Below are 20,795 nucleotides of genomic sequence, written 5' to 3' on the forward strand. Positions count from 1 at the left end.
TTTTTATATATTGAGTTGTTGCACTTAAATGGACAACTCAACATATGTAAAAGATGTATCCAAAGTATGAATAATAATCTATTTACTTTACATCATCATTGAGTGTCATATGCATTAGACATAAACTTAAAGTATGAAAAAACAATTTGATAATGACTCAATTGTAATTATGACGTAGTACATGTTGAAGTGATTAAGATTAAAGGGGTGGGGAGCATGGAACACAGTGAAGGTGTATCTCATACAGTATCTGATAACAAAGAGAAAAAACGGTTTCGATTAAAAATGCCTGGTGCATTTACAATTTTATTTATTTTAACCATTATTGCAGTGTTAGCAACTTGGATTGTGCCAGCAGGTGCGTATTCTAAGCTTTCTTATCATGCAGGAACGCATGAATTTAAGATTGTCGATGCACATAATAAAACAACGACAGTCCCAGGGACACAAGATCAACTTGACAAATTAGGTGTCAAGATTGATGTGAACCAATTTAAATCAGGTGCTATCAATAAACCGATATCGATTCCTGGAACTTACGAGCGCTTGAAACAAAAGCCAGCGGGTCCCGATCAAATTACGACAAGTATGGTAAATGGAACGATTGAAGCTGTCGATGTCATGGTATTTATTCTTGTGCTTGGTGGTTTAATAGGCGTCGTACAAACGAGTGGTGCTTTTGAATCGGGATTATTAGCATTAACTAAAAAAACTAAAGGACATGAATTTTTACTGGTCTTTATGGTATCCATCTTAATGATTTTAGGTGGAACGTTATGTGGCATTGAAGAAGAAGCGGTCGCTTTCTATCCAGTGTTGGTACCTATCTTTATAGCGATGGGCTATGATTCCATTATATGTGTAGGGTCTATTTTCCTGGCGAGTTCTATTGGGAGTACGTTTTCAACAGTTAACCCTTTTTCAGTAGTCATCGCCTCTAATGCTGCAGGAACAACCTTTGTAGATGGATTATATTGGCGTATTGCTGGACTTATTGTAGCAACCATCTTTACGATAGGATATTTATATTGGTATGCAAAACGCATTAAAAAAAATCCGAAACGATCATACACTTATGATGATAAAGTGAAGTTTGAACGACAATGGTCAGTGATTAAGAATAATAGTGAAGACAGTATCTTTACCTTACGTGAAAAAATTATTTTAATACTCTTTATCTTGCCCTTCCCAATTATGGTTTGGGGCGTCATGACTCAGGGATGGTGGTTCCCGATTATGGCGTCTATGTTTTTAGCCTTTACCATTGTGATTATGCTTATTGTCGCATTAGGTAAGAATGGATTAGGTGAGAAAAAAGTGGTCGATGCATTTGTTAATGGTGCATCAAGCTTAGTAGGCGTATCATTAATCATTGGTCTTGCACGTGGTATTAATAGGATTATGAATGATGGACTGATTTCAGATACAGTGTTAAATTTTTCATCATCACTCGTAAAACATGCGAATGGCCCACTGTTTATTCTTGTATTATTGATTATCTTTTTCTTCCTAGGATTTATTATTCCTTCATCATCAGGATTGGCTGTACTTGCCATGCCAATATTTGCACCACTTGCTGATACAGTAGGTATTCCTCGATTTGTGATTGTTACAGCGTATCAATTTGGACAATATGCGATGTTATTTTTAGCACCAACAGGATTGATTATGGCTACATTACAAATGTTGGATATGAAATATTCACATTGGTTTAAATTTGTATGGCCAATTGTCGTTTTTGTATTTATCTTTGGCGGTGGCTTATTAGTTGCCCAAGTATTAGTATATTCATAATAAAAAGCCATTGAGTTTCAAATTTTTGAAACTCAATGGCTTTTTTATGCATTTATTTAGGTTGAATGTAGTGTAAAGATGAGGCAGTATCCGCATCAATTTGACGATAGGATACAATACCCAATCCTTTTACATTTGATTCTGAAATAATGATTGAGCCATCATCATTGACTTTTTCAACGAAAGCAACGTGGCCATATAACGCACTTGCTCCAGATTGGCCTGCTTCAAATACAACTGCTGTATGATTTTTAGGGGTTGTACTTACATTATACCCTGCGTCTTCAGCGCTATTATCCCAGTTATGTGCATCGCCCCAATGACCGCCTACATGTTTATCAAATTGTTGAACACGTTCGTACACATACCAAGTACATTGACCATATGGATACGGTGAAGCAACATCTGAAATTGAAAATGGCTTAAATGCACTTCCTGAAACATCTGTGCCACTACTTCCTGTTGATGTTGAGTATTTATCTAAATCAGGCATGTGTTTTTTATCAAAATCAGTTAAATTGTAATGTTCAATTAAGCTATTTAATTTCGTTGCATAGTTTGGATCAGTCGCATAAGTTTGGCTTAAATGACGTGTTGCTGAACGATAACTTGGTGCAATATTTTTCCAAGATGATTTATAAATTGTAGGATTACCGTCAATACCATGTTTGATTAAATCAGCATAATCTTTTAATGAAGCCTTAAGATTTGGATATTTACGGAAACTAGCATTAATACTAAAAATATTATTATTACTATTAGCTTCAAGTGTATTGAAGTTAACTGAAGCACCTTTATAACTACCTTTCATACCGAATAAATTGTAGTTTGGTGCTTGTGCAAGAGCGCTATTACCTGAACTTGATTCTAAAATAGCCTGCGCAATCATAACAGAAGCATAAATATCATTATCTTGCCCAATTTTATGCGCATCTTTGGCAATAGATGTAATAAATTCACGTGTTGCTTTATTTTCTACCACTGCCATGTTTCCATTAGTAACATTGTTCCCATCTAATTGTGGTACATTTTGGAATAAACTTATAGCGCGTGTATTACTTTGTTTAAAATCATTTTCAAATGATTGTGGTGCTTCTTGTTTATGTTTTAGTTGTTTCTCCGTTGGCAATTGCGGATTGTCTTTATTTGTGTCTAGTTGGTCTTGAGTTGTTGATGTATCTTTTTTTGAATCTTCATTTTGTGATGCTTGAGATGTGCTGTCTTTTTTAGATGAGGTATAGTCTTTATGTGTTTGTGTTGCTTTATCACTATATTTATCAAGAAGCGCATCTAGTACATCCTCTGATTGTTGACGATCTTTATTAGGTGTTGCTTGCTCTTCTTGAGAGGTTTGAGATGTTGTATTTTTTGTTGTTTGCTGTGATGTTGATTGATTGCTATTTTCAGATGTCGAGGACTCATTAGTATTAGAATCATTTAAATCTGAAGCTAATTGATTCAATGAATCTAAGGCTTTGCTTACGCTAGAATCATCAGTTGAATGATTGTCATTACTGTTACTATATTTAAATGATGACTCAGACGATTGATCTGACTGATTATTTTCTGTTAGTACCTCAGATTGATTTGATGGTGTGGTATGACTATTTGACTTATCAGATGAGTCTTGAGGTGATGGATCAATTGTTGTGTGTTGATGTGATGATTCAGTACGATCTTCATCTGAAGAAGTTGTATTCGTTGCATTTTTGTCATCATTAGTATTAGATGAAGATGAATCACTTTCAACATGTTCATATTTAGAAATATCATCATCAAAATGGAATAAAGATGAAATCAAACTTGTTAAACTAAAGCCATTTTCAAAGTGACTAGGATCTAAAAAGTTTGATGAGAATGAATGATTTGAACCATTCATGTTAAATACAGATAATGGTGTATGATACGTGTCTTCATCTTTAGTATGAGATGAACGATTATTTTTCGAATGTGTTGATGATGGTTTAGAATGAGAAGCGGCATCTTCATTTGAAACTGTGTCTGATTGACTTTCTTTTGACTGAGAGTCTTGCTTTTTATTATTATCAGAGCTATCAGAAGTTGAATCTTCTGAAGATGGAGTTTCATTGCTTTCAGTACGTGTTGTTTCTGATGTAGAAGTTGAATCCTCATTATTTGATTCAGATGTTTTAGTTTGTTTTGTAGTCTCTTCAGCTTGAGCAACACTAGACGTAAATGTTGGTAAAACCAGAGTTGTAGTTAGCAAATATATCATGAATTTTTGCTTCGACATCAATAAACGCTCCTTACTTTTGTATAATATATTTTATAAATCCGTCTTAAGTCAGACGATTTCTATCGTATTTTAACGTAGCATTAGCTTTGTCGCTAAAATTATTTTCTGCTATAATGCATGAGTACCATTTTAATTGTTGACGTATGTCAACTAATTATGGCATTCGTGATAAAAGTATTATACTAATTCTACGATATAAAAAACAATGTTTTAAATCATATTGATATAAATTCTTAATATTTCATTTTTAGGAGAGTGAAAATGAAGAACGCGTTTAAACTATTTTTGACAGACTTAAAGCGTGTCGCTAAAACACCTGCTGCTTGGGTAATTCTAGGCGGTTTGGCAATTTTACCTTCATTTTACGCATGGTTTAATTTATGGGCAATGTGGGATCCATATAGTAATACAGGTCATATTAAAGTGGCAGTTGTAAACGAAGACCAAGGCGATAAAATTCGAGGTAAGAAAATTAATGTAGGTAATACGCTCGAAGACACATTGAAGAACAATGATAAATTTGATTGGCAATTTGTCAGTCGGGAGAAAGCAGATCATGAAATACGAATGGGTAAATATTATGCAGGAATTTATATACCTAAGAAATTTACACATCAAATTACGGGAACACTTCGTAAACATCCGGAAAAAGCAGATATTACATATAAAGTGAACCAAAAAATTAATGCTGTCGCCCCTAAAATGACTGATACCGGTTCGACAATTATTGTTGATGAAGCCAATAAACAATTTAATACTACTGTAACGAAAGCATTATTGAAAGAAGCAAATAAAGTAGGCCTTCAAATTGAAGACGAAGTACCAACTATCGATAAAATTAAAAATGCAGTCTATGCTGCCCATCAATCTTTACCTAAATTGAATAAAATTGCAGATAGAATTGTTTATCTTAATGATCATCAAGATCAGCTTGATCAATATGCGAATCAATTCCGTGATTTAGATAACTATAAAGATGATATTTTAAATGCTCAACAAAAATTAAATGACGTCAATGCAGCGATTCCTTCTTTAAATCAAAAAGCGAAACTAATTCTCGCATTGAATGAATATATGCCTAACATTCAGAAATTAGTGAATGTAGCAGCAGATGATATTCCTCAGACATTCCCTAAAATTAATAGAGGGGTAGAGATTGCGAGTCAAGGATTAGACTTAGCGAATCAACAACTTAACGATGCACAAGGTTATTTAGGTATGGCTAAACAACGTGTTGGGGATTATCAAGAGGCAACTAGGCGAGCACAAGCCGTTAATGGTAATGTGAATAATAATTTACGACAACAAAGTGCGACAACTAATGACAACGGTATGCCTCAATATACGATTCAAAAACTAAGTAATAGTTCGAATAATGATCAATTACCTAATGGTCAGATTCTTTCGAATGAAGATGTTAAATCAATGAATAGTGGACTTGCTGAAGCATTACTTGCATTATCTTCAAATGCTGATAAGCAAGCTAAGGCATCACAATCTGATGTAAAAGCATTAAGAGATATAACGTATGGTGTCATTGCCTCTAATCGTCCAACAGAATATAATGACATGCTTCGAAATATTAAAGGACGTTTAGAAAACACTTCAAAATACAATCAACAATTGATTGATGTATTAAAAGAATTACAACAACGTGAACATGTGAATTTAGCACCACAAATTAAACGAATCGAAAGTACCAATAACCGTATTAATGATACGTTACGTTCTACTAACCAATTGATTGATGCATTATCAAGTGGTGGTAAAGGTAGTGCGGAGTCTATTAATGTATTAAGAAGCTTGCCAGCTTTAAATTCTGGTTTAGGTAGTTATAGAGATTACATTAAAGATAATTTAAATAATCGTTTACTTGTAGTTTCTAATGATATTACAAAACAATTAAGTGAAGGCCAAGTCGTATTATCAGATGTGCAATCTAAATTAAATACGATTAATCAAGTGATTCAAGCAGGTCAACACATTGTAGGTGATGGTCAAACTCGTATTGCAACACTTCAAAGTGAATTACCATCACTTGAAGCGGGATATATTGAAGCAACTCAAACTGCTAAAAATTACTTCCCAACAGTACGAAAAAATGTAGCAAAAGCTGCAGACTTTGTACGTAATGATTTACCTGATTTAGAACAACGTCTTGCGAATGCAACAGCTACTGTTAATGCTAACTTACCAACATTATTTGATAAGTATGATAATGCAGTAGATTTATTAGATGAGAATCAGCCAAAAGCAAAAGAAGCTTTAGCGAATTTAGCGAACTTTGCACAAACAAAATTACCTGGTATCGAAAGAGATTTAAATAAGGCTAATGATATATTCAATCAATTGGACGATGACGATGCAGTAGATAAGCTTGTTAATAGTCTAAAAAATGATTTGAAAAAACAAGCAGATGTTATCGCAAACCCAATTAATAAGAAAACTGTGGATGTTTTCCCAGTCAGAGATTATGGTTCAGGGATGACACCATTCTATACAGCATTATCCATTTGGGTAGGTGCCTTATTATTAGTAAGTTTATTAACAGTGCATAACAAACATGAAGAATTAGCAGATCAGTTAACGAAACGGCAAGAATATCTTGGTAAAGGAATGTTCTTTATCTTGATGGGTGTATTACAAACCCTCATTGTTACAACAGGTGACTTATTCTTACTTCATGCGCAAGTAGAATCACCATTGCTCTTTGTACTCGTTGCATTATTTGGTGCAATTGTGTTTAATACCATTGTTTATACGTGTGTATCTATATTGGGTAACCCAGGTAAAGCGGTAGCCATCATTCTTTTAGTATTACAAATTGCAGGCGGTGGCGGTACCTTCCCAGTAGTTACACTACCTAAGTTCTTCCAAAACATTTCACCTTACTTACCATTTACGTACTTAATTGATTGTTTACGTGAAGTTGTAGGTGGTATTGTACCAGAAATTTTAATTACAAAATTAATTATATTTGGGCTCTTCGGTCTTGGTTTCTTCTTAATTGGATTTATTGCTAAACCATTCTTAGATCCAATTATGACTAAAATTGCAAAACGTGTAGAAGAAAGTAAAGTAACAGAATAGAAAATAAAATAGCCTGATTGATAATGAAACATCATTATCAGTCAGGCTATTATTTTTAATTAGATTTGTTATTAGATTCACTACTACGATTAGTATGACTTTCAGTAGAAGACTTCGTACTTTGTTGCGATGAAGGTTTTTCTTCTGTTGAAGGTTGTTCAGTTGATGTTTGCTCTGAAGATGGTTTGTCTTCTGTGCTTTGAGATGTGGGTTGTTTTGATGTGTTACTTTCTGAACGATGTTGTGATTGTGACGTAGTTGATGATTCGCTTGTTTTTGGCTGTGTAGTCTGAACAGTAGAGGGACCTTGCGTCGTTTGTTGTTGTTCTTGTATTGATTGACTTGTTGACTCAGATTGCGCAGTGGTGCCATTGTCAGACTGACTTGTTTCATTAGATTGAACTGTATGACTTTCAGAAGTAGTTTCTTTTTTATCTTTCTTTTTAGTAGATTGTGTTTGATTTGGGTTAGATTGATTAGAATGAGTGGCTGCAAAAAAGACTGAGCATCCTAATGCCACAATAAGTAATATAATGACTATAGTTGCTAATATTTTTTTCAAATGATAGTCCTCCATTTTTAATTCATTTCTTTAGTTTATTATAATCAAAGTTCAACAAATAGGTAGTATGTATATAACCAAATCATATTACATTTTATTTACATAATTCTATGATAGATACATCTAAAGTACAGTGAATTAAGATAAAGAGTATGAGATAATAATAGTGAAATAAAAATCCATTAGAGAAAGAAGGACAATCATGAATAAAATAGTTAAATCTATAGCATCAGTTACTTTAGCATTTGGGACAATGTTAGGCGTAAGTACAGCTGTTTTACCAATCGAGGATACAGCGCATGCAGCTACAAAACCATATTATGTATATAACGGGTATGTAGATAAAGACGCAAAATTTGTAACCAATAAACATTTTATTAAAGCAGTTAAATATGGAAATGTAACAATGAATGGAATAAAATTTGAAAAAGTGCATAGTAATAAAAAACTTGAAAAATATAACCAAACATTTACTGGTGTAAGTAAAGATGGCAAAAAGGCGAATAAAGTTCAATTTAGTGTTAAAGGGGATCTGACATATAATCAATTGAAAAAAGCGTATGGCTCAGACTTTAAAAAAGTAAAGGGTACTCCAAGTGATAAAAAAAGTGGTATTTTCGAATATCAACCTAAGAAAGATGGATTAATTGTTTCTTTTGTTATCACACATGGAAGAACAGTAGAAGTAGATATTGGGTATGAAGGTGTCACAACAAGTAAATAAATGATAAATACGAGCGGAATTGAGTTCAATTTCCGCTCTTTTTTATTATTCAATGTGACATAATACTGCAAATTTGAGTTGCATTGTTTGTGAGCCATTTTCATTACTAATTGTAATATACCGCTTTAAAGTATCAATACGTTTAATATAAGCTGCAATAGAATGAATCGTACCATTTCTAAAATAACTAATCATAGCGAGTTGATGCGTTGTATATTTTTCAATTAATCGTCGATTCAGAATATTGAATTGATCATCCGACAAAGAGGGCATTGTTATTTTATTTTGATTTTTGATAAAAGCGTTTATGCGTTCATACTGTTCAGGCATCACTGCAAAAGGTGCCCACTTAATCATGCCACGTCCTTGTGGTATATTAGCGTCTAAATATTCTCTAGGAATGTTACGATAATCTGTTTCATGTTTGTATTGATCAGGAATCATTAAAATCACCTCGATAATATTATAGAACATATGTTCGTATTATTGAAGTGGTTTCCTATAATATAAATAAATCTTATATTTAAAAATTAAAATAATGAATTTATATATCATAAGACCACAAGTTTAACAAAGGGGAAGTAAACTCGTGGCCTAGTATTGTTATGTAATATAACATTTTGTGAAGGAGTGAATAGGACTATTACTCCTAATTATAGTATACCACAATTTTATAAAAAAATATTTAAATAGATAGCTAATTACTATAAAGATTGTATAGATAAGAGTAATGAAGTATGATATGAGTAGTTTAAAGAGAAAGAGGAAGACGCATATGAAAAAGATAACAAAAGTATGTGTAGCTACGACAATAGCGTTTAGTACACTATTAGGTGCTAGCGTCACAGGTGCACTTGTTCAACAACCGACTGCCCACGCAGCAACGTCATCATATTACAACTATGATGGTTATGCTGGTCAAAATGCTTCATTCGTATTAGATAAACATTTTAAAAATGCGATTAAAGCTGAAAATGTTAAATTTAATGGCATTAAAATTAAATCGACAACATCTAATAAATCGGTATTGAAATATGATCAATACTTCAGAAATGTATCTAAAGATGGTAAAACTGCCTCGTTATTAGATATGGAAGTCAAAGGTCAACTTTCATTAACACAACTTAAAAAAGTATATAGTAAAGAGCTACAAAAAATTGATAATGATAACAACAACACAACAGGTATTTATTACTATCAACCTAAACAAAATGGTATGACAGTTTGGTTTGATGTTAATAAAGGTAAAGTAGATAGAGTCGTATTAGGCTATAGTACAGTACAACAAGCAATGAATTAAATGGGTGATTGAAGTGAACGTATTCGCTTCAATCATTTTTTATACACATAGGCGAATAAATATTAAATGATTATATAAAGCTATTTCAAGTTGAAATTTTAAAATCCTCTTGAAATTTTAAAATCCTCTTTTAATCAATAATTAAAAGATTTTATTATTGGAAATTAACATTTAATGCTACGATAGAATTATATACATGAAATGTATATTTTGAACCGCTACTCCATGATAATGACATATCAATATACCATTTACTTGAAGGAGGAATACAAATGACAAAGGGGCCAATTCAAGTTAATAATGAAATCGGTACATTAAAAACAGTACTCTTAAAACGTCCAGGTAAAGAATTAGAAAATTTAGTGCCTGACCATTTAAGTGGACTATTATTCGATGATATTCCGTATTTAAAAGTGGCACAAGAAGAGCATGATCAATTTGCAGAAACACTTAGAAGTGAAGGGGTAGAAGTCGTTTATCTAGAACAACTTGCTGCTGAAGCGATTGAAAATGAAGATATAAGACAGCAATTTATTGATGATATTTTATCAGAATCTCAAAAAACAATTTTAGGTCATGAGAAAGAAATTAAAGATTATTTTTCAAAGCTATCCAATCAAGCACTGATTGAAAAAGTAATGGCAGGTATAAGAAAAGAAGAAATTCAACTTGAAACAACACATCTCGTTGAATATTTAGATGATCGTTATCCCTTTTATTTAGATCCAATGCCCAATCTATATTTTACACGTGATCCACAATCCTCAATAGGTAGAGGGATGTCAATTAATCGCATGTACTGGCGTGCAAGACGTCGTGAATCTATTTTTATGACATATATTCTAAAATATCATCCACGTTTTAAAGATGCAGATATACCGGTATGGCTTGATCGTACATCACCGTTTAACATCGAAGGAGGAGACGAGCTTGTGCTTTCTAAAGATGTATTAGCTATCGGTATTTCAGAACGTACATCAGCTGAAGCCATTGAGCGACTAGCAAGAAATATATTTAAAGACGGCTATACTACATTTAAAAAAGTACTTGCGATTGAAATACCCAATAGTCGTACATTTATGCATCTAGATACTGTATTTACAATGATTGATTATGACAAATTTACAGTGCATGCAGCTATTTTTAAAGAAGAGAATCACATGAATATCTTTACAATTGAGCAAGATGAAATGAAAGATGATATTAAAATTACACACTCTAGACAGCTACGAGAAACGTTAGCCAATGTATTAGGTGTAGATAACGTAGAATTTATACCTACTGGCAATGGAGATGTCATAGACGGTGCTAGAGAACAGTGGAACGATGGGTCTAATACATTATGTATTCGTCCAGGCGTTGTGGTGACATACGATAGAAACTATGTCTCTAATCAATTATTACGTGATAAAGGTATTAAAGTGATTGAAATTAAAGGTAGTGAATTAGTACGTGGTCGTGGAGGTCCAAGATGTATGAGTCAACCTTTATTTAGAGAAGATATATAATGTTTTCACGTGAAACAATTTATAGTCAAAAACGCTAGTTATTTGGCTAGCGTTTTTTTATATTAAAAAATATTCCATTAGTCTACAAAAAGTGTAAAATAGATATCATACTTATAAATTGGAAGGACGAAACAATATGGCATTTATGACTATTAATTATAAATCACCTACGATTGGGATGAATCAATCGTTTACAGCCATCGTTCCAGAAGACGATAGCTTTTTTAAACAACATGAACCTGTAAAACCTTTGAAAATGTTATTACTATTACATGGTTTATCAAGTGATGCGACATCGTATATGCGTTTCACAAGTATCGAACGTTATGCAGAAGCACATCAGTTGGCAGTGATTATGCCGAATGCAGATCACAGTGGTTATGCAAATATGGCTTTTGGTCATAGCTACTATGACTATATATTAGAAATTTACAATTATGCACATCAAGTGTTACCAGTATCTAAAAAAAGAGAAGATAATTTTATTGCAGGTCATTCAATGGGGGGGTACGGAACCATGAAATTTGCTTTAACTCAAAGCCATTTATTTTCTAAAGCAGCGCCATTATCAGCAGTATTTGATGTAAAATCATTACTCGATATTGAGTGGAATGACTTTGATCCCAAAGCCATTGCCGGTGAAGCTTTAAAAGTTAAAGGTACAGAGTTAGATACTTATCATTTAGTGGATGAAGCGGTTGATAAAGGCGCAACACTTCCAGAACTCTTTATTCAATGTGGCACAGAAGACTTCTTATATGATGATAATCAACGATTTATGAAATATTTAGATGAAAAAGCTATCAATTATAAATATGAAGAAGGACCTGGGGAACATGATTATGCTTTTTGGGACAAAGCAATTGAACGTACCATTGAATGGTTAGTAGAGAAATAAAAAAATATCCCTTTGTGAGATATTCACAGAGGGATATTTTTTTATTTATTTAATAATTTCAATAGTTAAAGGTACGACATAATCTTCGTCTTTATTCATTGCAAGAATAGCTAAAATAGTATAGACAAAACCAGCAATACCTACAACGAATAAAGTTAAGTAACCAATTAACACTACAGTTAAAACTAAACTTTCAAATTAGCGAATGCCATCGATCAACCCATCAAACATGTTGATACATCTGGTAATAATAGATAACCAAAAATAAGAAATAGATACTTTTTCTATTTCTTATTTATTAATTCATAAACTAATTTGAGTTATTATTTTGAGTATCTTAAAATAATGACAAGTATTAATTATTTTAGGTTTTTCGTGAATATAAAAGAAGCTACTCTAAATTAATAAGGAGCGTAAGTTTAGTGTACAGATATTACATCACTTCAGTCGTTATTTTTCTAGTATTTTCACTGATATGTGGTATGGCTCTTGCTGAAGATAACAGTGAGAAATTATCAGTTGTGGCAGTGGGAGATAATTTAATTCATCCTGTTGTCTATAATGATGCACAACGTTCTGATGGCTCATTTAATTTTAAACCAATGTATTCTAATATAAAGAACGATATAACTACACCTGATCTAGCTTTTGTAAATCAAGAGTCTCCGCTTGGTGGAGATGATATTCCATTTTCAGGATTTAAACGATTCAACACGCCTAGTCAAGTAGCAGGTGACATTGTTGTAACTGGTTTCGATGTGATTAATGGTGCAAATAATCACTCCTTAGATCAAGGAAATCAAGGAATTACAAATCATATACAGACTTGGAAAAAATTTGATAATGAAGTATTGTTTACAGGAATATACAATTCGAAAAAAGAGGCGAATCGTATACATACTATTTCTAAAAATGGTGTAAAAATTAGTGTATTAAGTTACACGTATGGAACAAATGATATGGTCTCAAACGATCCATATACAGTAAAAACGTTTGACGAAGCTACTATTAAACAGGATATACGAAAAGCAAAACAACAAAGCGACGTAGTCATGGTGTCGGCACACTGGGGAAATGAAAATCATCATAAACCAAATAAGACACAGAAGAAATATGCTCAATTGTTTGCAAATGAAGGTGTAGACGTCGTCATTGGTACGCATCCACATGTGATTCAACCAGTAAAGTGGGTTAAAGCAAAAAATCATCATCATAAAACGTTGGTAGCGTATTCTTTAGGTAATTTTTTAAATGGACAGTATAGTGGAGATGAAAATAATCAATTGTTAGGAAGGATAAACTTCGATGTAGTAAAAGAACCTAAAGGTGTACATATAGGGAATGTTAAATGGACAAGCATGGTCAATCATTACGAACAAGCACGTCCTACCAATAAACAAACACGACAACATTTTAAAATTTATAATCTTGATGATTACACATCACAATTAGCACAGAAACATGGACTACAGTATGATTCAGACAGTGAATGGAATGTCAAACATTTACAGGATATTACAAAAGATGTTATCGATAATAAATTTTTAAATGAAAAAAGTTTATAAAAAAGAGCGACTAAATATGTATTAATGACATATATAGTCGCCTTTAACTCATTTATTCAAAATTGTCCCTTTTTGTGCGACAATTGTTTGATTATCTTGAACATCTTCCATTACTAAAGCTTGAGCACCAATTTTAACGTTATTACCTATTGTTATGCCACCTAATATTGTGGCTCCAGCTCCTATAAGTACGTTATTACCAATTACAGGAGTACCATGTTTACTACGTCCACCAATTGTAACGTTTTGAAGAATTTTACAATTATCCCCAATTATAGCCCTCTCATGTATTACACATCCTAAACCACTATGTGCAAATTTTGTTCCTTTACCAATTTTAACTGTTCTAGGAACATCAGTAGCAAAAATTAAACGATTCATTTGTTGCATAAGTCTAGGAATAACTGGAATATTATGTTTTTGAAGCTTAGTCATTAGAAAAATAGATTTATTCATTAAAGACACAGTCTACGACCTCCTCTACTTTATGTAAATAATAAATAAATTTTCCAAAATAATCAATAATTAAAAAAAGAGTTTGAATAAAAATTAAACACGTGAAATTTAATTTTTATTTAAAATATTTATAATAGAACTTATTAAATAAAGCTACTATGTGTTTAACTATTGACATGCATAGTAGCTTTCAATTTATTTAATTGTTCTCCCAATATCCATTATTTGTTTTGATTAGCGAATGATTTAGAGATATCACGTAGTGTTTGAGGTGCGTCATCCCATTTCATTGTGACTTCAGTGAAGTGCATGTGTTCTTGATCTTCGTTTATTTCATCGAAGACAGCCTTTAAATCTTTTGAAGTCTTAACATCATGGACTTTCACGCTATCTCCACCAAATACGTTTGGTAATGCTTTGTAATCCCACATGTTGATATCATTATAGGGCTCTTCCATACCATGAATGAGACGTTCAACAGTATAACCATCATTATTAATTAAGAACATCACAGGTTTAATATCTTGGCGAATCATTGTTGATAATTCTTGAACAGTTAATTGGAATGACCCATCACCAATTAATAAGATATTACGACGGTATGGGTTAGCTAATTGGGAACCTAATGTAGCTGGTAATGTGTAACCAATTGAACCCCATAAAGGTTGACCAATAAATGACATATTTTTAGGTAAATTTAAACTGTAAGCCCCAAAGAAGGATGTTCCCTGTTCTGCGATTAATATATCATCGCCACCAATAAAGTCTTGCATCATTTTAAAGTAAATATCTTGAGTTAACATATCATCAGTTAATTCATAGTCATTTGATTCTGGTTGTTGGTAAGAAGGAAATGAAGATTTATTTGTATAATCTATCGTATTTAACGCTTCTAAGAATTCAGGCAATGCAATTTCTGTATCAATCGTATCGTTTAATTTGAATAGGCGATGGTTAATCATGACCACTTCGTTAATATCAAATTGATATGAAAAGCCTGCAGTAGCTGAGTCAGTTAATTTGGCACCAATATTTAAAATAGCATCGCTATGATCGACATAGTCTTTAATGTCATCTTTAGCAATTTCCCCATCATAAATACCCATATAGTGTGGGTTTTCTTCATTAAATGCTCCTTTACCTAACGATAATTGAACAACTGGAATATTCGTTTTATTGACAAATTGTTCTAATTTATCATGTAGATGAAAACTATTGATTTCATGACCTGCAATAATTAATGGTTGTTGAGCTGAACGTAATTTATCAGCCACCATATCTATATATTGAGTTACATCTTGTTGAGGTGCGTTTTCAACTTTGAATGGTTGTTCAACCTCAATGTCTGACATAGCCACATCAATAGGTAAGTGAATGTGTACTGGACGACGTTCTTGAAGCGCTGCATTGATTACTCTAGGGATTTCAGTTGTTGCATTTTCAGGCGTGATATAGGCTTGTGCTGTTGTAATCGGTTCAAACATGTGTCGATAGCTATCAAAGCGTCCTTCACCTAAAGAGTGATGCACATATTTGCCTGCCTTTTCAACAGCTCTTGTTGGTGCGCCTGTGATAGCAATGACTGGAACACGTTCTGCATATGAGCCTGCAATACCATTGACGGCACTTAATTCTCCAACACCAAATGTTGTTACGAGTACGCCTAGTCCGTTCATACGTGCGTAACCATCAGCGGTATAAGCGCCATTTAGTTCATTCGTTGTTCCAACCCATTCAACGCCTTCGTGACTTACGATGTCATCTAAAAATGCTAGGTTAAAATCTCCTGGCACACCAAATATTTTATTGACTCCTGCTTCATGTACTGCATCCATTAAATATTGTCCTACACGTTGTTTCATATTCAAATCCACCTTTATATTGCTTTTGTTTACATATATAGGATAAGCCTGGTTATAAATAAAGTCAACATTATTGACCTTTTGGTGAAAATCGTTAGAAAATTTACTATAATGATTAATAATGACTTTGAAAAGGAACGAATGAATATGGATCGAAATAAAAATGATTATGAGCACATGCTATTTTATTTCGCTTATAAAACGTTTGTGACGACTGCAGATGAAATTATTGAAAAATATGGTATGAGTCGACAACATCATCGCTTTTTATTTTTTATTAATAAATTGCCTGGTATTACGATTAAGCAGTTACTAAACACGTTAGAAATATCAAAGCAAGGGTCTCACGCAACGTTGAAAAAGTTAAAAGAAGAGGCATTAATTATCGAACAACAATCTGAAGAAGATCGCAGAGTAAAACAATTATTTCCAACACCTAAAGGAAGTAAATTAGTAGAGAAATTAAATAAAGCACAAGATAAATTAATGCAACAAACGTTCCAAAAAGTTGGAAAAGATTGGTATGCGATTATGGAAGAATTATCGAATTATCGAGAAGGGTTTCAAGATATTAAACATTTAAAGGATGAAAAAGAATCTTAAAACAGCTGAACTGACGTAGATCGACAGTTCAGCTGTTTCTATACAATTTTAAGGAGAAAATATACTGTCTATGATCAATAACAATGAAAAGTTAATTTAACTTATTTCAAAAGTATTAAAGATATTTACATTTAATGTACAACGTACGATAGGATATTCAACAGTAATGAAATCAAATAATATTGTAGATTACAATATAAAATGTTAAGGTGTTCAATTAGAATTAACACTAGACTGTTAATAAATATTTTTCACTCATAACGGTTATTTATTAAAAGCACGTAAAAAATGAAAAAATTGGACATCAACAATGGATTATTCTGCGATAGCCATAAATAATGCAATTCGAACGTATATGTTTTAATATAGAAGAGGTTAGAGTAAAGTAGAATATTAAGATATCACATGTTAGCGTTTTAATTTTCTAACCTTATTTCATTTATAGAAAGAAAGTAGTGTAGAATGTGGCACCACGTTATATCGCAAGAATTTATTTTATAGTGCTTTTTATTATTTCATTGTTTGTACCGCGAATACTTAACTTTATGACATTAAATCTATTCTTAGCCTATATTCCTCTAGAGCTTTGCTTGCTTTTAAAGTTATTTAAGCCAAAGGAAACTAAAGAGTGGCCTTTATTTATTGTATTTGCACTTATTTTTATACTATTAGTTCCCAATACGTTCTATATGGTTACAGACTTAATCCATCTTAATAATTTTAAATTCAATTTCTTAGTCAGTTTAAATTTAATTGAATGGTTTGCGTTTGCGTATTTACTGGCAGGTGTCTTTTTTGCAATCTATTGTATGATCTTTATATTTATCAGCTTAGAACATTTTACTTCTAATATATGGCTTAATCGATGCTTAGTACTGAGTTTAATGTTTCTAAATGGGATAGGCATATATGTTGGACGTTTTTTAAGATTCCATACAGTTTATCTGATTACACGACCATTAACGATTACGCATCAAGTGTTTGATGCCATCGATTTAAAAAGTGTTATTTTTATTATGCTTATGGTATTATTACAAGCCATTCTTATATTATTTGTGAAAGGAGTACGATTAATAAAATGATTCGCATACTACTCCTCTTAGTCATTGTGATTATATTACAAGTAATAATTAAGCATTTTCTTAGTGACATAGAGTTAGATTCAAAGTATAAAAATATGATTACTTATGTACCATTAGGTTTAGGATTGTTTTTTGTTCAAAATGTATATTATGAACGTAAGTATCCACATTGGGAGGTACCACTTAAAGAAAAGCTGAATTTAAAATATATTTATCTTTTTACTTTCTTAGAGTTTGTTGCGATATATATTTGTTTATTTGTGATGAAAAATTAAATATTATTGTCAATACATTCTCTAAAATGACATAAATATAACGCAATTCGTTCGATTGACTTTAAAAATAATACCAAATGAGTGTATAATAGATTTAGTATAGACTTGTTTTTTGACAAAACAAATCTAATGTACGCTAAAAATTAAAAGGAGTGACAATAATGAAAAAACTTTTAGTTACAACTATTATTGGTTTTGTAGGCTATATTGCTTTCAAAAAATATCAAAATAAAGTAAACGAAATGCCAAATATTGAATATTAATAAATGAAGCCAAGAGGTTTTCTTAAATGAAAATCTCTTGGCTTTTTATATGTCTTAAATACACATGAAAATTATTAAATTTAAATTAATATAGCTGAATACAATTTATCCAACGCAGATATAATTAAATAATTCTTAAAGACAAATAATGTCTACACATTATTATATAATAAATTTAATTGTCAAATAAAATACAATAGTTTACATGATATTTACATTACTTTAAATATTTATTTATATTAAAAGTTATAATATGGAATGTAATGATTTATTTTATAAAATATTGTAAAAAAATGAAATATATTTTTGTATAATATTGTAAAATGTTTTTTAAAAATATAAAATGATTACTGAAATAAAAAAATGGAGGGTAATATGGAAAACACAGAAAACACAATTGAATTTACAAGAATATTACAAATAATAAAGAAAAATTTATGGTTACTTATTTTATTACCTATTATTTTTCTATTATTAAGCGTAGTATTAACATTTTTTGTACTTAAGCCTCAATACCAAGCTTCAACGCAAGTATTAGTGAATCAAAAAAAGGAAGCGAAAAACGTTGGAGTACAAGAAGTCCAAGGTAACATTCAATTAGTTAATACATATGCAGAAATTTTAAAAAGTCCACGTATCTTAGATAAAGTTTCAAAAGATTATAATAAATATTCTAGTGAAGAATTAAATAAGATGGTCAATGTCAAAACACAAGCGAATTCTCAAATATTAAACATTAATGTTACTGATCATAATAAAAAAGAATCTGAGGATATAGCAAATAAGGTTGCAAATGTCTTTAAAGATGATATGCCACACATTATGAATGTGGATAATGTTTCAATTTTATCAACAGCAAATGGTACTGCTGAAAAAGTTTCACCTAAAACATCTGTAAATTTAATTATTGGATTATTTGTTGGATTAGTATTGGCAATATTCATAATTGCTTTGAAAGAAATGTTGGATAAACGTATTAAGTCAGAAGAAGATGTAGAAAGAGAATTAAATGTTCCTGTATTAGGTTCTATTCCAAAATTAAAGTAAGGAGACAGAAAATTTTATGGCCAAGCGAAAAGCAGAAAAAAGAAAACCTTTAGAGACTCCACTATACGTTGAAGATAAACCAAGGTCGATTGTCAGTGAAAAATTAAGAGGAGTACGTTCCAATATTATGTTCTCAAATGCTGAAGAAATAAAAAGTGTGCTGATTACTTCTGAAAAACCAGCAGCTGGGAAAAGTATTGTGTCTGCAAATATTGCGATTACTTATGCGCAAGCGGGATATAAAACATTAATTATCGATGGAGATATGCGTAAACCTACGCAACATTATCACTTTCAAGAGTCAAATTATGATGGGTTATCAAATTTAATTATTGGCAACTCAGATTATGATAAATCAATTCGATCAACAAGGGTGAAGAATTTAGATTTATTGACATCTGGCCCTATTCCACCAAATCCTTCGGAGTTAATAGCTTCTGAAAGGTTTAAAAAGATTTTTGAACATTTACAAAAGGAATACGATTTTATTTTAATTGATACGCCACCAATCATTTCTGTTACAGATGCACAAGTATTTTTACAATATGTGCCAAATTGTGTGTTAATTATTGATGCTCAGAAAAACAATCGAAATGAAGTTAAAAAGGCTAAACAACTCGTTGAACAGGCAGACGGACACGTTATTGGTGCAATTTTAAATAAAACCGCTCAAGAAAAATCTTCTAATTATTATTATTATTATGGAGAGGATTCTAAATCATGATAGATATACATAATCATATTCTTATTGGTTTAGATGATGGATCAAAGAGTAAAGAAGAGACGATTTCATTGTTGAAACAAGCTAAAGGTGAGGGGATTACAGATATTATTGCTACTCCTCATCATTTAAGTCCACAATTTGATAATTATTATGAAGACATCGTACCTAAAATGGATGAAGTATTGAGTATCGATGAATTTAAAGATATAGGAATTAATATCTATCCTGGACAAGAGATAAGAATTAGTGACCAAATTTTACATCAATTAGAGAACAAGCAAATTATTGGTCTTAATCATTCTAAGTACTTATTAATCGAATTACCATCCGGACATGTCCCACATTATACAGGTCGTTTATTCTTTGAATTACAATCGAAAGGCTATGTGCCAATCATTGCACATCCAGAACGAAATAAAGAAATTAGTACCAATTTAGATGTCCTTTATGAATTAATCAATGCAGGCGCGTTAAGTCAGTTAACAACGGCTTCACTAATGGGACATCATGGGAAGAAGACGCAAAAAAAATGTATAGATATGATTGAAAATAACTTAACACATTTTGTTGCCTCAGATGCACACCATGTGGAAAAAAGACCTTTCATTATGAATCGTCTATTTGAAGAAAGAAAGTTAAAAAAATATCATGAAGAAATTCATAATTTAATGAATAATGCGAAATTTATTATAGATAATGAAGATGTACCAAAAAAACAGCCAACTCAAGAATATACACAGAAAAAACTTTTTAATTTATTTTAATCAAATTTCACATTCTAAGTG

19 protein-coding genes are annotated in these 20,795 nt (G+C 31.7%); 13 read left to right on the forward strand and 6 right to left on the reverse strand.

The annotated features are described in order from the left end of the window. Window positions 1-216 precede the first annotated feature (216 nt). On the forward strand, window positions 217-1,794 hold the full coding sequence (locus BDW25_RS04465; protein ID WP_133944914.1) for a YfcC family protein: 1,578 nt from the start codon (window positions 217-219) through the stop codon (window positions 1,792-1,794). Window positions 1,795-1,846: 52 nt separating this feature from the next. On the opposite strand, the gene BDW25_RS04470 is transcribed toward BDW25_RS04465, so the two are convergent. Then, on the reverse strand, window positions 1,847-4,048 hold the full coding sequence (locus BDW25_RS04470) for an amidase domain-containing protein (protein WP_133944916.1): 2,202 nt from the start codon (window positions 4,046-4,048) through the stop codon (window positions 1,847-1,849). 264 nt (window positions 4,049-4,312) lie between these two features. On the opposite strand from BDW25_RS04470, the gene BDW25_RS04475 reads away from it, so the two are divergent. Next, window positions 4,313-7,141, forward strand: coding sequence for a YhgE/Pip domain-containing protein (locus tag BDW25_RS04475; RefSeq protein ID WP_049437045.1), 2,829 nt, complete (start codon window positions 4,313-4,315; stop codon window positions 7,139-7,141). Between the two features lie 55 nt (window positions 7,142-7,196). On the opposite strand, the gene BDW25_RS04480 is transcribed toward BDW25_RS04475, so the two are convergent. Continuing rightward, window positions 7,197-7,703: a hypothetical protein gene (locus BDW25_RS04480; RefSeq protein ID WP_133944918.1), complete on the reverse strand. Its 507-nt coding sequence runs from the start codon at window positions 7,701-7,703 to the stop codon at window positions 7,197-7,199. A 202-nt stretch (window positions 7,704-7,905) separates the two neighbouring features. Between BDW25_RS04480 and isaB (BDW25_RS04485) the strand changes: the two genes are divergently transcribed. Then, window positions 7,906-8,427: an immunodominant staphylococcal antigen IsaB family protein gene (gene isaB, locus BDW25_RS04485; RefSeq protein ID WP_133944920.1), complete on the forward strand. Its 522-nt coding sequence runs from the start codon at window positions 7,906-7,908 to the stop codon at window positions 8,425-8,427. A gap of 45 nt (window positions 8,428-8,472) precedes the next feature. Here isaB (BDW25_RS04485) and BDW25_RS04490 read toward each other — a convergent pair whose 3' ends face one another. After that, window positions 8,473-8,871, reverse strand: a complete 399-nt coding sequence (locus BDW25_RS04490) for a YolD-like family protein (protein WP_049418024.1) — start codon at window positions 8,869-8,871, stop codon at window positions 8,473-8,475. A gap of 331 nt (window positions 8,872-9,202) precedes the next feature. Here BDW25_RS04490 and isaB (BDW25_RS04495) point away from each other — a divergent pair, with 331 nt between their 5' ends. The 3 genes from isaB (BDW25_RS04495) to BDW25_RS04505 all read left to right on the forward strand — a co-directional run bounded on the left by isaB (BDW25_RS04495) (window position 9,203) and on the right by BDW25_RS04505 (window position 12,133). Next, the gene (gene isaB, locus BDW25_RS04495; protein ID WP_002449354.1) at window positions 9,203-9,727 is read left to right on the forward strand and encodes an immunodominant staphylococcal antigen IsaB family protein; all 525 of its coding nucleotides are present in this window, start codon (window positions 9,203-9,205) and stop codon (window positions 9,725-9,727) included. 272 nt (window positions 9,728-9,999) lie between these two features. Beyond that, the gene (gene arcA, locus BDW25_RS04500; protein WP_133944922.1) at window positions 10,000-11,235 is read left to right on the forward strand and encodes an arginine deiminase; all 1,236 of its coding nucleotides are present in this window, start codon (window positions 10,000-10,002) and stop codon (window positions 11,233-11,235) included. Between the two features lie 136 nt (window positions 11,236-11,371). Beyond that, window positions 11,372-12,133: an alpha/beta hydrolase gene (locus BDW25_RS04505; RefSeq protein ID WP_133944924.1), complete on the forward strand. Its 762-nt coding sequence runs from the start codon at window positions 11,372-11,374 to the stop codon at window positions 12,131-12,133. 45 nt (window positions 12,134-12,178) lie between these two features. Here the strand turns inward: BDW25_RS04505 and BDW25_RS04510 are convergent, their stop codons facing one another. After that, window positions 12,179-12,307 (reverse strand): magnetosome magnetite crystal formation protein family, encoded by a 129-nt coding sequence (locus BDW25_RS04510; RefSeq protein ID WP_002488300.1) that lies wholly within the window; start codon window positions 12,305-12,307, stop codon window positions 12,179-12,181. Between the two features lie 248 nt (window positions 12,308-12,555). Between BDW25_RS04510 and BDW25_RS04515 the strand changes: the two genes are divergently transcribed. Further along, on the forward strand, window positions 12,556-13,698 hold the full coding sequence (locus tag BDW25_RS04515; protein WP_049437053.1) for a CapA family protein: 1,143 nt from the start codon (window positions 12,556-12,558) through the stop codon (window positions 13,696-13,698). Between the two features lie 48 nt (window positions 13,699-13,746). On the opposite strand, the gene BDW25_RS04520 is transcribed toward BDW25_RS04515, so the two are convergent. Both BDW25_RS04520 and BDW25_RS04525 read right to left on the reverse strand, forming a co-directional pair. Continuing rightward, the gene (locus BDW25_RS04520; RefSeq protein WP_049334853.1) at window positions 13,747-14,154 is read right to left on the reverse strand and encodes a serine O-acetyltransferase; all 408 of its coding nucleotides are present in this window, start codon (window positions 14,152-14,154) and stop codon (window positions 13,747-13,749) included. 221 nt (window positions 14,155-14,375) lie between these two features. Next, window positions 14,376-16,016 (reverse strand): alpha-keto acid decarboxylase family protein, encoded by a 1,641-nt coding sequence (locus BDW25_RS04525; RefSeq protein WP_133944926.1) that lies wholly within the window; start codon window positions 16,014-16,016, stop codon window positions 14,376-14,378. A 147-nt stretch (window positions 16,017-16,163) separates the two neighbouring features. On the opposite strand from BDW25_RS04525, the gene BDW25_RS04530 reads away from it, so the two are divergent. The 6 genes from BDW25_RS04530 to BDW25_RS04560 all read left to right on the forward strand — a co-directional run bounded on the left by BDW25_RS04530 (window position 16,164) and on the right by BDW25_RS04560 (window position 20,774). Then, window positions 16,164-16,619, forward strand: a complete 456-nt coding sequence (locus BDW25_RS04530; RefSeq protein WP_002454748.1) for a MarR family winged helix-turn-helix transcriptional regulator — start codon at window positions 16,164-16,166, stop codon at window positions 16,617-16,619. 464 nt (window positions 16,620-17,083) lie between these two features. Next, window positions 17,084-17,701 (forward strand): DUF1361 domain-containing protein, encoded by a 618-nt coding sequence (locus BDW25_RS04535; RefSeq protein WP_002449400.1) that lies wholly within the window; start codon window positions 17,084-17,086, stop codon window positions 17,699-17,701. A gap of 436 nt (window positions 17,702-18,137) precedes the next feature. Next, window positions 18,138-18,239, forward strand: a complete 102-nt coding sequence (locus BDW25_RS04545) for an SE2200 family small protein (RefSeq protein ID WP_017175470.1) — start codon at window positions 18,138-18,140, stop codon at window positions 18,237-18,239. Window positions 18,240-18,614: 375 nt separating this feature from the next. After that, window positions 18,615-19,286 carry a Wzz/FepE/Etk N-terminal domain-containing protein gene (locus BDW25_RS04550; protein ID WP_002488247.1) on the forward strand — a complete coding sequence of 224 codons (672 nt, stop codon included), beginning with the start codon at window positions 18,615-18,617 and terminating at the stop codon, window positions 19,284-19,286. Window positions 19,287-19,302: 16 nt separating this feature from the next. Next, on the forward strand, window positions 19,303-20,010 hold the full coding sequence (locus tag BDW25_RS04555; RefSeq protein ID WP_133944928.1) for a polysaccharide biosynthesis tyrosine autokinase: 708 nt from the start codon (window positions 19,303-19,305) through the stop codon (window positions 20,008-20,010). Next, window positions 20,007-20,774: a tyrosine-protein phosphatase gene (locus BDW25_RS04560; protein WP_054105672.1), complete on the forward strand. Its 768-nt coding sequence runs from the start codon at window positions 20,007-20,009 to the stop codon at window positions 20,772-20,774. The genes BDW25_RS04555 and BDW25_RS04560 overlap by 4 nt, the downstream gene beginning before the upstream one ends. The last annotated feature ends 21 nt before the right edge of the window (window positions 20,775-20,795 follow it).

This window comes from Staphylococcus sp. AtDRG32 (genome assembly GCF_004365845.1).
Classification (GTDB): domain Bacteria; phylum Bacillota; class Bacilli; order Staphylococcales; family Staphylococcaceae; genus Staphylococcus; species Staphylococcus hominis.

What these genes read in the sequence shown, in the direction of transcription:
- BDW25_RS04555 (WP_133944928.1), top strand. Translation starts at nt 19,303, where the DNA reads ATGGCCAAGCGAAAAGCAGAAAAAAGAAAACCTTTAGAGACTCCACTA.
- BDW25_RS04470 (WP_133944916.1), bottom strand. Translation starts at nt 4,048, where the DNA reads ATGTCGAAGCAAAAATTCATGATATATTTGCTAACTACAACTCTGGTT.
- BDW25_RS04465 (WP_133944914.1), top strand. Translation starts at nt 217, where the DNA reads ATGGAACACAGTGAAGGTGTATCTCATACAGTATCTGATAACAAAGAG.
- BDW25_RS04525 (WP_133944926.1), bottom strand. Translation starts at nt 16,016, where the DNA reads ATGAAACAACGTGTAGGACAATATTTAATGGATGCAGTACATGAAGCA.
- BDW25_RS04560 (WP_054105672.1), top strand. Translation starts at nt 20,007, where the DNA reads ATGATAGATATACATAATCATATTCTTATTGGTTTAGATGATGGATCA.
- arcA (WP_133944922.1), top strand. Translation starts at nt 10,000, where the DNA reads ATGACAAAGGGGCCAATTCAAGTTAATAATGAAATCGGTACATTAAAA.
- BDW25_RS04520 (WP_049334853.1), bottom strand. Translation starts at nt 14,154, where the DNA reads ATGAATAAATCTATTTTTCTAATGACTAAGCTTCAAAAACATAATATT.
- isaB (WP_002449354.1), top strand. Translation starts at nt 9,203, where the DNA reads ATGAAAAAGATAACAAAAGTATGTGTAGCTACGACAATAGCGTTTAGT.
- BDW25_RS04490 (WP_049418024.1), bottom strand. Translation starts at nt 8,871, where the DNA reads ATGATTCCTGATCAATACAAACATGAAACAGATTATCGTAACATTCCT.
- BDW25_RS04530 (WP_002454748.1), top strand. Translation starts at nt 16,164, where the DNA reads ATGGATCGAAATAAAAATGATTATGAGCACATGCTATTTTATTTCGCT.
- isaB (WP_133944920.1), top strand. Translation starts at nt 7,906, where the DNA reads ATGAATAAAATAGTTAAATCTATAGCATCAGTTACTTTAGCATTTGGG.
- BDW25_RS04545 (WP_017175470.1), top strand. Translation starts at nt 18,138, where the DNA reads ATGAAAAAACTTTTAGTTACAACTATTATTGGTTTTGTAGGCTATATT.
- BDW25_RS04505 (WP_133944924.1), top strand. Translation starts at nt 11,372, where the DNA reads ATGGCATTTATGACTATTAATTATAAATCACCTACGATTGGGATGAAT.
- BDW25_RS04475 (WP_049437045.1), top strand. Translation starts at nt 4,313, where the DNA reads ATGAAGAACGCGTTTAAACTATTTTTGACAGACTTAAAGCGTGTCGCT.
- BDW25_RS04550 (WP_002488247.1), top strand. Translation starts at nt 18,615, where the DNA reads ATGGAAAACACAGAAAACACAATTGAATTTACAAGAATATTACAAATA.